Annotated in this window: 13 protein-coding genes; 6 read left to right on the top strand and 7 right to left on the bottom strand. The window is 71.8% G+C overall.

Features of this window, described 5'->3' with window-relative positions:
* Positions 1-11: 11 nt before the first annotated feature.
* The 3 genes from DEJ49_RS33690 to DEJ49_RS33680 all read right to left on the bottom strand — a co-directional run bounded on the left by DEJ49_RS33690 (position 12) and on the right by DEJ49_RS33680 (position 4,151).
* Positions 12-2,147, bottom strand: coding sequence for a putative bifunctional diguanylate cyclase/phosphodiesterase (locus DEJ49_RS33690; protein WP_150187617.1), 2,136 nt, complete (start codon positions 2,145-2,147; stop codon positions 12-14).
* On the bottom strand, positions 2,144-2,956 hold the full coding sequence (locus tag DEJ49_RS33685) for an SAM-dependent methyltransferase (protein WP_150187616.1): 813 nt from the start codon (positions 2,954-2,956) through the stop codon (positions 2,144-2,146). Before DEJ49_RS33685 ends, DEJ49_RS33690 begins: the two co-directional genes overlap by 4 nt.
* 214 nt (positions 2,957-3,170) lie before the next feature.
* Entirely contained in the window at positions 3,171-4,151 is a 981-nt protein-coding gene (locus DEJ49_RS33680; RefSeq protein ID WP_150187615.1) for an SCO0930 family lipoprotein, read from the bottom strand.
* Between the two features lie 302 nt (positions 4,152-4,453).
* On the opposite strand from DEJ49_RS33680, the gene DEJ49_RS33675 reads away from it, so the two are divergent.
* Both DEJ49_RS33675 and DEJ49_RS33670 read left to right on the top strand, forming a co-directional pair.
* Complete coding sequence (locus DEJ49_RS33675) at positions 4,454-4,996, top strand: hypothetical protein (protein WP_190329696.1); 543 nt, start codon at positions 4,454-4,456, stop codon at positions 4,994-4,996.
* A 15-nt stretch (positions 4,997-5,011) separates the two neighbouring features.
* The gene (locus tag DEJ49_RS33670; RefSeq protein WP_150187613.1) at positions 5,012-5,776 is read left to right on the top strand and encodes a DUF4239 domain-containing protein; all 765 of its coding nucleotides are present in this window, start codon (positions 5,012-5,014) and stop codon (positions 5,774-5,776) included.
* Here the strand turns inward: DEJ49_RS33670 and DEJ49_RS33665 are convergent.
* Positions 5,745-6,545 carry a polyprenol monophosphomannose synthase gene (locus DEJ49_RS33665; protein ID WP_150187612.1) on the bottom strand — a complete coding sequence of 267 codons (801 nt, stop codon included), beginning with the start codon at positions 6,543-6,545 and terminating at the stop codon, positions 5,745-5,747. The two genes, DEJ49_RS33670 and DEJ49_RS33665, sit on opposite strands and share 32 nt — an antisense overlap.
* Positions 6,546-6,702: 157 nt before the next feature.
* On the opposite strand from DEJ49_RS33665, the gene DEJ49_RS33660 reads away from it, so the two are divergent.
* Positions 6,703-6,915 carry a hypothetical protein gene (locus tag DEJ49_RS33660; RefSeq protein WP_150187611.1) on the top strand — a complete coding sequence of 71 codons (213 nt, stop codon included), beginning with the start codon at positions 6,703-6,705 and terminating at the stop codon, positions 6,913-6,915.
* A gap of 243 nt (positions 6,916-7,158) precedes the next feature.
* Entirely contained in the window at positions 7,159-7,704 is a 546-nt protein-coding gene (locus DEJ49_RS33655; RefSeq protein WP_150187610.1) for a hypothetical protein, read from the top strand.
* Between the two features lie 87 nt (positions 7,705-7,791).
* On the opposite strand, the gene DEJ49_RS33650 is transcribed toward DEJ49_RS33655, so the two are convergent.
* Positions 7,792-8,286 carry an LPXTG cell wall anchor domain-containing protein gene (locus tag DEJ49_RS33650; protein ID WP_150187609.1) on the bottom strand — a complete coding sequence of 165 codons (495 nt, stop codon included), beginning with the start codon at positions 8,284-8,286 and terminating at the stop codon, positions 7,792-7,794.
* A 444-nt stretch (positions 8,287-8,730) separates the two neighbouring features.
* On the opposite strand from DEJ49_RS33650, the gene DEJ49_RS33645 reads away from it, so the two are divergent.
* A complete protein-coding gene (locus tag DEJ49_RS33645; RefSeq protein ID WP_409234683.1) occupies positions 8,731-9,324 on the top strand; it encodes a class F sortase in 594 nt (197 codons plus the stop codon).
* 25 nt (positions 9,325-9,349) lie between these two features.
* On the opposite strand, the gene DEJ49_RS33640 is transcribed toward DEJ49_RS33645, so the two are convergent.
* Positions 9,350-10,201 carry a polysaccharide deacetylase family protein gene (locus DEJ49_RS33640; RefSeq protein WP_150187607.1) on the bottom strand — a complete coding sequence of 284 codons (852 nt, stop codon included), beginning with the start codon at positions 10,199-10,201 and terminating at the stop codon, positions 9,350-9,352.
* 87 nt (positions 10,202-10,288) lie between these two features.
* Positions 10,289-13,573 carry a bifunctional lysylphosphatidylglycerol synthetase/lysine--tRNA ligase LysX gene (gene lysX, locus DEJ49_RS33635; protein ID WP_150187606.1) on the bottom strand — a complete coding sequence of 1,095 codons (3,285 nt, stop codon included), beginning with the start codon at positions 13,571-13,573 and terminating at the stop codon, positions 10,289-10,291.
* A gap of 94 nt (positions 13,574-13,667) precedes the next feature.
* Here lysX and DEJ49_RS33630 point away from each other — a divergent pair, with 94 nt between their 5' ends.
* Positions 13,668-14,129, top strand: coding sequence for a universal stress protein (locus DEJ49_RS33630; protein ID WP_150187605.1), 462 nt, complete (start codon positions 13,668-13,670; stop codon positions 14,127-14,129).
* The last annotated feature ends 66 nt before the right edge of the window (positions 14,130-14,195 follow it).

The raw sequence follows: 14,195 nt of genomic DNA, 5'->3' as shown, positions 1-14,195 counted from the left end.
TGTCGTCACGGTCAGCCCGTCGCGTCCGCGAGTGCCAGTTCGTGCAGGCGGTCCGGCGGGCCCGGGCGGGCGTAGTACCAGCCCTGGGCCGTGTCGCAGCCGAGTTCCCGCAGCTGGTCCGCCTGCGCTCCCGTCTCCACGCCCTCCACCGTGACCGCGAGGTCGAGGCTGTGGGCGAGGGCGACGATCCCCTCGACGATCTTGAGGTCGACCGGGTCGGCGGGGAAGTGCTGCATGCCCTGGGTGAAGGAGCGGTCCAGCTTGAGGACGCTCACCGGCAGGCGGCGCAGGTTGGCGAGGTTGGAGTAGCCCGTGCCGAAGTCGTCGAGGGCGATGTCCACGCCCATCTCGGCGAGCCTGCGCAGCGGCTTGAGCAGGTCGTCGTCTGCCCCTATCAGCGCGGACTCCGTGACCTCCAGGCACAGGGCGCCCGGCTCAAGGCCCTCGCGCTCCAGAATGTCGACCGTGTCGGAGACGAGGCCCGGGTGGGTCAGCTGCATCGGCGACAGGTTGACGTTGACGCGCAGCGGGCCCGCCTCGGTGTGGCGCGCCTCCCAGCGGCGGGCCTGGCGTACCGACTCCTCCAGGACCCAGCGGCCGAGCGGCACGATCAGGCCGGTGTGCTCGGCGAGCGGGATGAAGCGGTCCGGGCCGATGATGCCGTGCTGCGGGTGCAGCCACCGCACCAGCGCCTCGGCGCCGCGCACGCTGCCGTCGCCGAGGTGCACGAGCGGCTGGTACTCGATGAAGAACTCGCCGCGCTCCAGGGCGGCGGGCAGCGCCGTGGTCAGGCCGTGCCGGGTGATGGCGCGGGCGTCGGCCTCGGGGTCGGCGAGTTCGTAGCGGTTGCCGCCCGCGGACTTGGCGCGGTACATCGTGATGTCGGCGCTGCGCAGGACCTCCGCGGCGCCGCGCTCGTTGGCCGGGCCCTCCACGACGCCGATGCTGCCGCGCACGGTGAGCTCCCGCCCGTCGACGCGGATGGGGGTGGCCAGGGCGTTCATGATGCGCCCGGCGAGCTCGTCGACCTCGGTCTCGGTGTCGGGACCCGTGGTGAGCGCCACGAACTCGTCGCCGCCGAGCCGGGCCACCATCTCGCCGGGTGCGGTCGCGCAGGACTGCAGCCGGTCGGCGACCTCGACGAGCAGCCGGTCGCCCGCCGCGTGCCCGAGGCTGTCGTTGACGGTCTTGAAGCCGTCGAGGTCGAGGTAGCAGAGCCCGAACCGGGCGTTCTGCCCCGCGGAGAGCGCCTTGTCCAGGCGCTCGAAGAACAGGGTGCGGTTGGGCAGTCCGGTGAGCGCGTCGTGGGTGGCCTCGTACCGCAGGCGGAGGTTGAGCAGTCGGCGCTCGGTGGTGTCCTCCATCAGCGCCAGCTGGTACTGCGGCACTCCGTCCGCGTCGCGCAGCAGCGACACCGTCAGGTTGGTCCACAGGACCGTGCCGTCGGGGCGGTAGAAGGCCTTCTCCACGCGGTAGTGCTCGCGCTCGCCGCGCACCAGCTCCTCGTACAGCTTCCAGACGTGCGGCGAGTCGTCGGGGTGCGTCCACTCCCCCACGTTGCGTCCGCGGAGCTGGTGTTCCAGGCCGCCGAACATGCGGATCAGCGCGTCGTTGACCTCGAGGACCGTGCCGTCGAGGTCGGCGATGCCGATGCCGATCGCGGCGCCCTGGAAGACGGCGCGGAAGCGTGCCTCGCTGGCGTGCAGGGCCTCGGCGACGGCGCTGCGCGCGTTCAGCGCGGCCCGGGAGATGGCCTCCTGCTCGGCGAGCGTGCGCTCGCGGAGCGCCTGGGCGAAGCCCGCGGCCATGGCGTGCTGGATCCGGGCGGACCGGGCCCGCAGCTCTTCGCGCGGTCCGTCGCCGCCGCAGTACAGGACCAGATAGGCGTCGACGCAGTCGAGCGTGCGGCTGAGCGCCTCGGGGTCCGTGCAGTGCGTGCCGATGAGCGCGGCGCCGACGGCCTGGCTCTCCGCCGCGTCGAAGATCCGCTCCTGGAGCGCGTCACTCAACCGTCGGGCGAGCGGCACCAGTTGCTGTTCGAATTCGGGACGGGTCAGCGAGGTGGCCGTCACGGGGAAGATCGCACGGCTCCAGATGGTGGCGAACCGGCGGAGTCTGCCCTCGGGTCCGTCCTGCTCGCCGCTCAACGCTTCCGTCCCACGCCCGCGTATCCCGAGAAGGAGTACGGGTCCTCCTCCTCGGGAGCAGTGTCGGGCCGCCAGTGCGGCATCTGCACCAGGCCGGGTTCCACCATGTCGTATCCCTCGAAGAACCGCGCGATCTCGTCGCGCGAGCGCATGATCAGTGGATTGCGGATGTCCTTGTATACACCGACCGTGCGGCCGGCTTGCTCGGGGGGAACGGGGATCCCTTCGTACGAGGCGTGACTGAGGACGACGAGGCTGCCGGGCGCGAGTGCGTCCCGCAGTTCGGCGACCGCCGCGTAAGGATCGTACGCGTCCTCGACGAAGTGCAGGACGGCGACGAGGAGAAGAGCCACCGGGCGGTCCAGGTCGAGGACCGACGCCACCTCCGAACTGCCCAGAATGTCCCGGGGCTTGCGCAGGTCCGCGGCGAGGGCGGCGGTGCGCTCGGTGCCCTCGAGGACGGCGCTGCTGTGCGCGACGGCGACCGGGTCGTGGTCCACGTAGACGACGGCGGCCTCGGGGCTGGCCTGCTGCGCCACCTCGTGGACGTTGCCGAACGTCGGGATCCCGGAGCCGATGTCGAGGAACTGGGTGACGCCCTCCGCGACCGCGTGGTGCACCGCACGCCGCATGAAGGCGCGGTTCGCCTGCATGATCTTCGGGAGTCCCGGCATGAACTCCATCGCCTTGCGGGCCGCCTCCCGGTCCACCTCGAAGTTGTGCGAGCCGCCCAGGTAGTAGTCGTAGATGCGGGAGACGCTGGGCATCGAGAGGTCGATGCCGGGCGGTGCCCAGGCGGGACGCTCCATCAAGACTCCAAGGCGTAGGGGGACGGCGCAGGCGATCCGGTGTTCGAGGGTGAGGCTACTGATCGTCTGCCAAGGGAGCGAGTCAAAACGGAAATTGGCCGTCCGTTCTCGGTCACTGCCTTTGGCAAGTGCCGTGTCCCACACTGTCGACCGGCCCGTCCCCTCCCTGTGATATGAGAGGGGACGGGCCGGTCTGTCCGTGCGTCGCGCCGCGTTATCCGGCCGCGCCCACCGGTTTGCCCTGGGGGCTCGCCGCGTACCAAGTGCCGCCCACGCCCTGTCCGTTGGTGTCGCCGGGCTTCTTGTCGCCGGAGAAGGTGTACAGCGGCCAGCAGTCGATCGTCTGCTGTTTCCGCCCGTCCGGCCGGTCGAACACGGTGAAGCCCTTCTTGAGGATTCCTCGAGTGTCGTTCTTGTCCACGGGCGCCACCACGGGCCACTTGTCGAGGCAGGCTCCGGTGCAGGCGGACTTCATGGGCCAGGCGGAGTCCTTCGTGAAGCGGTAGACGGTCATGCCGTTCTTGTCGACGACGATCTCGCCGAGCTTCGGGTCCTTGCGGGTGGACAGGCCGGCCGGGTCGACGGGGGCGGTGTCGGCCGCCGCGGGCGCCGCCTTCTTGCCGTCCGGGGCGGCGGCGTACCAAGTGCCTCCGACGCCCTGGCCCTTGGCGTCGCCCGCCTTGGCGTCCTGCGCGTAGCGGTACATCGGCCAGCCGTCGATGGTCAGCTGCTTCGTGCCGTCGGCGGCGGTGACCTCGCCGAGCAGGGACTCGTCGACGCCGGGGGCGGCCTTCGCGCCGTCGGCGGCGACGGCCGGCCATGCCTTCAGGCAGGCGGCGTCGCAGTTGGACTTGGGGGGCTGGGCGGTGTCCTTGTCGAAGCGGTAGAGGGTGCGGCCCTCGCTGTCGGTGACGACCTTCCCGAGCTTCTTGCTGTCCCACACGGCGAGTTGCCCGGCCGGTTTCGCCTTGGCACCCGCGCCCTTGTCCGCGGCGCCGGAGTCCTCCCCGTAGCCGCCGTCCCCGCCGTAGCCGTCGCCCTTCGCCGGCGCTTCGTTGCCCACGTTCTGCCCGTTCGGGGACTGGTCGCCCTTCTCCTGGCCGCACGCCGTCGTCAGCGCCAGCAGGGCCGCGGCTGTCGCCACGAGCGAGGCGCTCCGCCAGGCCCTGGGGGAACCCCCACTTGGATACAGCATCGTTGACTCCCACTGTCCGCAGAGGTGTCGTGACGCCCGGTTGCGCCGCGACATGGCCCTAGGTACGGGTGCGGCCGGGCGGCGCGTTCAACGGCGGTACAAGATTCTTTGCGCGGCGCGTGAGGTGTGTGCGGTGTTCGAACACGGACGGGGGGCCGGACGGGCCGGCGTCAAACACCCGATGCGCCCGGGTCCTCCCTTCGGGTCATTCGGTGGCTCGGATGGCGTAGCGGGCGCGCGCGGGGCTCATGCTCCTCGTCGTGCACGGAACTCCGCGAGCCTTAACGCCCCTCGTCACACGCGTGTTGGCGCTCGTCGCGCTCGCCCTGCTGCTCGGCGCGTCGTCGTCCGTCGGCTCAGCGTCCGCCGACGCCTGCGCCTACGCGTCGGTCGGCCCGGGCGGCACGGGTGGCGACAACGTGGCCGTCGCGGGCGACGGCGCCGACTGCCATGCCGGGCCGGTACATCCCCCGAAGCCGCCGCCTCCGCCTCCACCCCCGGAACCACCGCCTCCGCCCCCGCCGCCCAAGCCGCCCGCGCCCGAACCGCCCCCGCCGCCCCCGGCTCCCGCACCGCCCGAGCCGTCCGTCCGCCCCGCGGCGCCACCACCTCCGCCGCCCCGGCAGGCCGCGGCCCCGGCGCCCGCGCCGAAGCCCGTGCCCAAGCCGTCCCCCCGCCCGCCGAAGCCTCCCGAGGCCGAACCGAAGCCGAAACCGGTGGCGTATCCGGAGTACCACGCCCCGCCCCGCAAGCGGCCGCCGCACCACGGCCCGTCCCTCGTCTCGCTCACCCTGCTCGTCACCGCACCCGCGGTGCTCGCCGTCGCCGCGCTGCGCCCGCGCTGACCGCCGGAGGAATTCATGTCGGAATGGCTTGTTCTCACCCTCGCGATGGTGGCCGCTTGCGGTGTCGTGCTCATCGTGACCCTCCTGCGGCACCGCAGGACCGGCGCGGACTACGACGCGTCCGAGACACCGGACGTGATCGAGTACATGACGATGATGATCGGTGTCGTGTACGCCATCGTCCTTGGCCTGGCCATCGCGGGTGTCTGGGAGGCGCGTGGCGCCGCGCAGGAACACGTCCGCGTCGAGGCACAGTCGCTGCACGAGGTCTCGGAGCGCGCGCGGATCTACCCGGAGGAAGTGCGGGACCGCATTCGGGACGACGTCCACACCTATGTCAGCCATGTCGTCACCACCGAGTGGGACACGATGAAGTCCAAGGGGGAACTCACCGACCGCGGCGCGGAACTCCTGGCGCGCGTACGCCACGACGTGACCGACTACGAACCGAAGTCGGACTTCGAGGCGCAGGCGTACCAGCCACTGGTCGACTCGGTGGCGGCCGCGGACGACGCGCGCAGCGCCCGTGCGGACAGCGTCGGCGCGACGATGCCCGGCGTGGTCTGGTTCGGCCTGATCACGGGCGGCCTCGTCACCATCGGCATGATCTTCGCCCTGCAGATCCGCCGCACGCCGCGCGAACTGGTCCTCGCCGGACTGTTCTCCGCGCTCTTCGCCTTCCTGCTCTTCCTCATCTGGGACTTCGACGCCCCCTACAGCCGGGGCATCGCGGCGACGGCGGAGCCGTTCAAGGCGCTGTTCCCCGGTCTCGGGGGCTGACCGCGCGCTCGCGGGCGAACCGCAGTCTCCACGGGGTGATCGCAGACTCGGCCTGCACACGCAGGCTGAGTTTCGATTCGCCGTTGACGCGCTCCTCGAAGGTGATCGGCACCTCGACGATGCGCAGGCCGCGCCGGAGCGCGCGGTGGTTCATCTCGACCTGGAAGGAGTAGCCGTTGCTCCGCACCGAGGGCAGGTCGATCGCTTCCAGCGCGGTGCCGCGCCACGCCTTGAACCCGGCCGTGGCGTCCTTGACACCGAGCCGCAGGACCGCGTTGACGTAGAAGTTCGCCCAGGCGGAGAGCGCTCTGCGGTGCCAGGCCCAGGTGGTGGCGAGCGCGCCGCCCGCCACGTACCGGGAGCCGATGACGACGGCCAGGTCGTCGCCGCCAGCGAGCAGGGTGCGCACCATCAGGGGAAGCGTTTCCGCGGGGTGGGAGAGGTCGGCGTCCATCTGGACCACGACGTCCGCGCCGTCGGCGAGGGCGCGGGTCATCCCGGCGACGTAGGCACGGCCGAGGCCGTCCTTCCGCGTCCGGTGCAGGACGGCGACGGTTCCTCCGGACTCCGCCGCGATCCGGTCCGCGAGAGCGCCGGTGCCGTCGGGCGAACCGTCGTCGACCACGAGGACGTGCAGGTTCGGCAGCCCGAGCGAGGTGAGCAGGTCGACGAGGAGAGGCAGGTTCTCCCGCTCGTTGTACGTGGGGACGACGACCACGACCTTCGCGGAGGCCGTGCCGCTCACCCGGTACGCCGGCTCCACGCTCATCCCCCCGTACGACGCACCGTGCGGTCGGCCCCACCCTACGGCAGGGATCATCAGATTCCGCCAACACCGTTCTGTCCAAGGCCAGTTGTCGGTCCGCGCGGCCGCCTTGGCCGTGAACCGCGGTGCGCCGCGGCGCGAAACGGCGCACTCTGGTCCCATGGCCTGGCAATCACCGATCGTCGTCCACCCGCCCGCCGCCGACGGCGGGCGGCAGGTCACCGTGCGCGGGCAGGACGCGGGAGTCGCCCACGGCGACGAGGACCTGACGGAACTCCTGCGGCGGGCCGGGCTCGGCGAGGCCGACATCGCCCTTGACGACCCGCACCTCGTCGAGTGGCGCGGCGCCCCGCACGTGTGGCCGCACGCCTGAACCCGGCCCCAGCGACAGCGCCACCCGGCGGTGCGCGCGCGCCGCCGCCTTGGCACACCACCGGCCTCCGCCGTCCACGCCGCGCCGCGCCGTTCCCCCGTCCGGCCCACGGGATTGCCCCGTTCGCGCGACACGGATCGCGGCGCGCCGGGACCATATCTAGCGTTTCGGGCATCGAGGTGCATTTCAGGCGCCAGCGGAAGAAGGTCCGCAGCTGCCCCTCGGAGACCCGGAGGATTCACCATGCGCGCGATACGCGTCGCTTCGGCCGCTCTGCTCACCGCTTCCGCGCTGGCCCTCTCCGCACCGGCCGCTTCCGCTGCCGCGGTCGGCGAGGAGAACGTCACCGCGTTCGGCTTCAGCATCTCCCCCAAGACGGTCGCCGCGGGCGGCCAGGTCACCCTCAACGTCGACGGGTGCGACGACGGCGACACCAAGGTCACCTCGGGCGTCTTCGACGACACCACCATCCCCAAGGGGCAGAAGTCCGCCACCGCCCACGTGTTCTGGGACGCGAAGCCCGGCGCGATGTACGAGGTGACGTTCACCTGCAACGGCAGCAACCCCGGCAGCGACAAGACCGACCTGACCATCGCCACCGGGCGCCCCGACGACAACTCGCACCACAACCAGAACAACCAGCACCACAAGGGCGTCAAGGCCGGTGTCGGCGGCAGCCTCGGCGGGCTCGACCTGCACGAGATCGCCCTCGGCGGCGCCCTGATCATCGGCACGCTGGGCACGGCGTACCACAAGGCCCGTCGGCGTACCGGCGAGGACAATTCCTGAGCCCGCCGGGCAGCGCGCGGCCCCCGGGATGTCTCCGGATCCCGGGGGCGCGGCGTTCCTCACCTGCCGTGCGAGCAGGGTGTTCCCTCAGATCCTGTTCTCCGAGCGGCGGCGCATCCAGAACACACCGCCGCCGAGCAGCGCGGCGGCGACCAGCGCGCCGCCGATCGCCATGTCGGTGCCGGTCGCGCCCGACTGCGCGGTGCCGCCGACGCCGCCGCGCACACCGCCGTGGATGACGGTGAAGGCGGCCGGACGGGTCAGGGTCTTGCCGCCGCAGTGCGCCGTGATGTCGTAGGCACCGGGGCGGGCGTGCTTGTGGATGATCGCGGTGCCGCTCGCCGTCGAGCCGCCCGAGATCTGGTGCAGGTTCGTGTCCGGGAAGGCGGGCGACGTGATCTTGCTGCCCGGCGTCTGGCAGGACGACCCGTCGACGGTGACCGTCAGATGCCCCCCTCTCGGAATCACACTGGGCATCGCCACGATGTTGGTCGGGTCGGCCCAGGCGGACGCGGCCGGGGCGGCGAGCCCGACGGCACCGACGGCCGCCGCGGCGACCGCGAGGGCACGTGTGGTCCGCATACGAGAAGTACGCATGGCAATCCTCCGCGGAAGACGCCCCGGGGATACCGTCCCCGGTCGATCGGCGAGAGCGCCTCCCAGACTGACCCTCAGATGACGTGCCCGGGCCCGCATGTCGGCGCTCGGCCGTCCTGGTGAGACGACACGCCGGGGCGTGTCCGCGCAGGCCGACATCTCCGCAGGTCACGGACCGTCAGAAAAATCCTGTCCGGCGCGACTCGGATGGCGCACTTCGCCCCGGTCGCCACCCGTTCGCTCCCGCCCTTTCGCACGCCGCGCGCCCCGCGCTTAGCGTTTTGGTACGCGCAACGGACGCGGCGCTCCGCCGCGTTCGAGAGGGGATAGAGCATGCCTTCGTCCCAGCCGGCCGACGAGTTCGAATTCCAGGATCTGCAGGATTTCCAGGAGGCGGAGAAGCAGAAGAAGCGCGCCCCTTGGGGTGTGATGGCGCTTGTCCTGCTGACCGGACTCGCGTTGATCCGCAACGGCTCCGGGGAATTCGACGTGGGCCCGCCGCAGCCCGCGTCCGCGGCGGCGGCGGACCGTGCGCCCGACGCGGGGGACGCCGCCCCGGTGCCGCTCACGTTCTCGCCCGCCGAGCGCGTGCGCATCAAGGGCATCCGGGTGGACGCGCCGGTCATGCAGGTGGGCCTTGACCCCGAGGGGTGGGTGGACGCGCCGCCGCCCGAGGACCCGAACCTCGCGGGCTGGTTCACCGGCGCCGTGTCGCCGGGCGAGAAGGGCACGGCCGTGGTGGTCGGCCACGTGGACAACCAGCGGGGTCCCGCCGTCTTCTACGGCCTCGGTTCGCTGAAGAAGGGGAATCACATCGAGGTCGGCCGCGCGGACAAGAAGACGGCGATTTTCGAGATCTACGGCATCGAGGTCTTCGACAAGAACAAGTTCCCAGGAAAGCGCGTCTACGGGAACAGCGGAACTCCCGAATTGCGGGTCATCACCTGCGGCGGCGGTTTCTCCGAACAGTCCGGATACGACGGGAACGTCGTGGTGTTCGCCCGTCTGGTCGCCGTGCGCTGAGCAAGGCGGCCGGACGGACGGAGGCTCAGGACATGTAGCGGCTCGGCACCGTGAGCCGGTAGCCGGAGTCGAGCAGCTCCGGCAGGTACGTGTGGAGTGCCTGGACGCTGCCCGAGCGGTCGCCGCCCGCGTCGTGCGAGAGCACCACGACGCCGGGCCCCGCGCCGGCCCGGACGCGCCGCACGATGGTCGCCGCGCCCGGCTCGGTCCAGTCGAGGGTGTCGACGGTCCAGGCGAGCGGTTCCATGCCGAGTTCGGCGCCCAGCTGGAAGGCGTTGCGGTTCCATGCGCCGTAGGGGGCCCTGAACCACTCGGGCGGCTCGCCGGTGGCCTCCTCGATGACGTCGCAGGTCCGCTCGATCTCCTCACGCATCGGGGCCCTGCCGAGGCGCGTCAGCAGCGGATGGCTCCAGGTGTGGTTGCCGATCACATGGCCGTCGTCGACCATCTGCCGCAGCAGGTCGGCGTTGTCGGCGGCCATCTCGCCGCAGACGAAGAACATCGCCCGCACGTCGTGCCTGCGGAGCGTCCGCAGGATGTCGGGGGTGTAGCGCGGGTCGGGCCCGTCGTCGAACGACAGGACCATCGAGCGCTCCCGGCCCGGCATGCGCAGGATCGGCGCCCTGCGCACCTGGGGCAGGGCCCGCCGGGCGCGCTGGGGACCGTATCCCGTGAGGGGCTGCAGGCGGTACGCGGAGGGCTTGAGGCGGCGTGCGGCGGGCGGGCCCCCGGCAGGTCCGCCCGCGGGGGCGGTGGCGGGCGGGCCGGGGGTGGACGAGCCCTCCGCTCCCCCGCACGCCGCGGTCGTGGCCAGGCCGAGGAGCGCCGCGGCGCGGAGCAGGACCCGCCGCCCTGGAGTCAGCTGATCATCTTTCATGACTCATCCGTCGCATGGCGGCAGGCCGGCGCGGAACATCAACACCGGGGCGGCCCCCGAAAGCACCCGTTCAGCCGCGGAGTCTTCTCAGGCGCGGCGGACCAGCGGGAAGGGCAGGGTCTCGCGGATGGTCAGGCCGGTGAGGAACATGACGAGCCGGTCGACGCCGATGCCGAGGCCTCCGGTGGGCGGCATCGCGTACTCCAGGGCGTCGAGGAAGTCCTCGTCGACCTCCATGGCCTCGGGGTCTCCCCCGGCGGCGAGCAGCGACTGCGCGGTGAGGCGGCGGCGCTGCTCGACGGGGTCGGTCAACTCCGAGTAGGCCGTGCCGAGTTCCGTGCCGAAGGCGACGAGGTCCCAGCGTTCGGCGAGGCGCGGGTCGGTGCGGTGCCGGCGGGTGAGCGGCGAGACGTCGGTCGGGAAGTCCTTGTAGAAGGTGGGCAGCTGGGTCTTCTCCTCGACCAGCCGCTCGTACATCTCCAGGACGACGTCGCCGCGGCCGTCGTCCGTCGTGTACGGGACGGCGGCCCGGTCGCACAGCCTGCGCAGGACCTCCATCGGCGTGTCCGCGTCGATCTCCTCGCCGAGCGCCTCGGAGATCGCGCCGTACACCGTCTTGACGGGCCAGGGCCCGGAGATGTCGTGCTCGACGCCGTCCTTGTACGCCACCGGCCGGCCGAACGCGGCGGTCGCGGCACCCTGGATGAGTTCGCGGGTGAGGTCGAGCATCACGTCGTAGTCGGCGAAGGCCTGGTAGGCCTCCAGCATCGTGAACTCGGGGTTGTGTTTGTAGGAGACGCCCTCGTTGCGGAAGGTGCGGCCCATCTCGAAGACCTTCTCCATGCCGCCGACGCAGAGCCGCTTCAGGTACAGCTCGGGGGCGATGCGCAGGTACAGGTCGAGGTCGTAGGCGTTGATGTGGGTGGTGAAGGGGCGTGCGTTGGCGCCGCCGTGGATCTGCTGGAGCATCGGCGTCTCGACCTCCAGATAGCCCCGGTCCAGCAGGCCCTGCCGCAGCGCCTGTACGGCGGTGGAGCGGACGCGGACCACGTCGCGCGCGCCGGGGCTCGCGACCAGGTCGAGGTAGCGCCTGCGGACCTTGGCCTCGGGGTCGGTCAGGCCGCGGCGCTTGTCGGGGAGGGGGCGCAGGCACTTGCCGGTGAGGTGCCATTCGGTGACGAAGACGGTGAGCTCGCCCCGGTCGCTGGTGCCGACGGTGCCGGTGGCGGTGATGTGGTCGCCGATGTCGGTGCCGGTGGTGAAGCGGTCAAGGACGTCGGGCCCCGAGGTGTCGCGGGTGAGGGCGAGCTGGAGGTCGCCCGACCAGTCGCGAAGGACGACGAAGACGATGCCGCCGAAGTCGCGTACGAGCATGACGCGGCCCGCGACCGTGACCCGGGTCTCCGTCAGGTCGCGGTTCACGTCCGCGAGTCGGTGGGTGCGCGGGGGCAGGCCCACGGGGTAGGGGTCGACGCCCTGTTCGCGCAGGCGGTCGAGTTTGCGGTGCCGGATGCGGATCTGTTCGGGGAGCCTGGATGCCGGGTCCGCTTCGGCGGCGTCGTCCGCGCCGGACAGGCCGAGCGCGGCGATGGACGGGAGGCCCTCGGTGGTCGCGGGCTGGGTGACGCCCCGCGGCTTGTGGCCCTTGCCCCAGAGCTTGCGCAGGGACGGCACCGAGACGAAGCCCTCGGCGATGCCGGACGCCAGGCTGATGCGGGCGAGGGCGCCGCTGTCGCCGTAACAGATGAACCGCGGGTACCACTCGGGGTGGTACTTGGCGTTGGAGCGGTAGAGCGCCTCCAGTTGCCACCACTTGGAGAAGAAGAGAAGCAGCTTGCGCCACAGGCGGAGCACCGGGCCCGCGCCGATGCGGCCGCCCTCCTCGAACACCGAGCGGAATACGGCGAAGTTCAGGGAGATGCGCCGCACGCCCGACCGGGGAGCGGCCGCGCACAGCTCGGCGACCATGAACTCCATGACGCCGTTGGGTGCGGTGCGGTCACGGCGCATCAGGTCCAGGGAGATGCCGTCCTTGCCCCACGGGACGAGGGAGAGGAGCGCGAGGAGCTTCCCGTCGGCGTCCAGGGCCTCGACGAGGAGGCAGTCGCCGTCCTCGGGGTCGCCGAGGCGGTCCAGGGCCATGGAGAAGCCCCGTTCGGTCTCGGTGTCCCGCCAGGCGTCGGCCTTGTCGACGATCTCTTCCATCTCCTCGTCGGTGAGGGTGGAGTGGCGGCGGATGCGGGCGGTGGCGCCGGTGCGGCGGACGCGGTTGACGGCCTGGCGGGTGACGCGCATGTCGCGGCCGTCCAGGTCGAAGTCGGCGACGTGCAGGATCGCCTCGTCGCCCAGTTGCAGCGCGCCGAGCCCGGCGCGGGCGTACGCGGTCGCGCCGTCCTCGGACGCGCCCATGACGGCGGGGGCCCAGGCGTAGCGCCGTGCCACGTCCAGCCAGGCGCCGATCGCGTGCGGCCAGGCCTCGCGGTCGCCGACGGGGTCGCCGCTGGCGAGGCAGACGCCGGCCTCTACGCGGTAGGTGACGGCGGCCTTGCCGCTCGGTGAGAAGACGACTGCCTTGTCGCGCCGGGTCGCGAAGTAGCCGAGCGAGTCCTGTGCGCCGTAGGCCCCGAGGAGGGCGCGGATGCGGGGTTCCTCGTCGCCGTGCAGGGCCGCTTCCATGCGCTGGGAGCGGAAGAGGGTGGCGGTGGCGTTGAGCAGGGCGAGGGCGCCGAACAGGCCGAGCCAGAAGTACAGGCCGCGCCGCGGGGCGCCGTCGAAGTAGTCGTGGCCGTGGATGAGCCCGCCGCAGACCCGGTTCGCCGCCCACAGCAGCCGCTCGCCGCGCACGAGGGTGCCGGGGAACAGCTCGACCAGGCCCCAGCCGGCCAGGATCGCGACGCCGAGTCCGGCGGCGAGGACCGCGATGGCCCGCCAGACGGCGCCGCGCCGGGAGTCGGCGGAGAACTCCTTGCGGGCGAGGATCAGCAGCACGAAGGCGGCGCCGCAGATCACGAAGGAGGGCAGCGACTCCGCCCAGAAGCCGAGGGCCGCGCCGAGCACGTCGAAGGCGAGAAGCAGCCCCAGATAGCTGACGACGAGCCACCAGGCGACCCTCTTGCGGGCGGCGGTCGCCGCGGCGAGCAGGAAGAGGAAGACGGCGTACGCGAGGTTCGCGCTGACCGGGACCGTGAGGAGGTCGAGGACACGGATGACGGGCATGAGGAGGCGGCGCAGCGGCGAGATGACCGCGAGGACCGCGCAGAAGACGCCGAGGGCGCCGAAGAACGCGGCGAAACCCTCCGGGACGCGGCCGAGGAAACCGCCGCGGGCCCGTATCCGTCCGCCGGCCTCGGGCTCCTCCGTGCTGACCGTCATGGCACGACTCTAGGAAGAGGTGTGCCGCCGCGCGCGTCGAGCGCGGCGGGACGGGGCATGCGAGCGGTATGACTGCCTCCGCTAATCTCTGGGCGTGAGTGAAGACCAGTCCCAGCAGTTCGAACGCGGCACCGACGGGCCCAAGGTGATCGTCGTCGGGGTCGACGGCTCCGACTCCTCGCTGAGAGCGGCGGCCTATGCCGGTGGTCTGGCGCGTCGGCAGCGGGCCCTGCTCGCGGTCGTGTACATCCAGCCGGTGATGGCGGCGGGCGCCGCGTTCGGGGTGCCGGTCGCCGAGACCACCGACGAGATCGCCGAGGGCCTCATCGCGGAGATCCGGGCCGCGACCGAGCGGGTGAAGGACATATTCGACGTCCGCTGGGAGTTCCACACGTTCCGCGGCGACCCCTACTCCGGCCTGGTCACCGCCGCCGACGACCTCAAGGCCGACGCCGTCGTCGTGGGCGCCTCCGAGCAGGCGGGCCACCGCATCGTGGGCTCGGTCGCCGTCCGTCTGGTGAAGGCGGGCCGCTGGCCGGTCACGGTGGTTCCGTAGCACCCGCAGGATCCTCCACACCCGGGTGACCTGGCCTGGTGTGGCTCCTTCCGTAGCGCCCCGCGC

This window comes from Streptomyces venezuelae, from assembly GCF_008642335.1.
Lineage (GTDB): Bacteria > Actinomycetota > Actinomycetes > Streptomycetales > Streptomycetaceae > Streptomyces > Streptomyces venezuelae_F.
The sequence above is the reverse complement of the archived record's forward strand: the minus strand, read 5'-3'. Positions and strand labels throughout refer to the sequence as shown.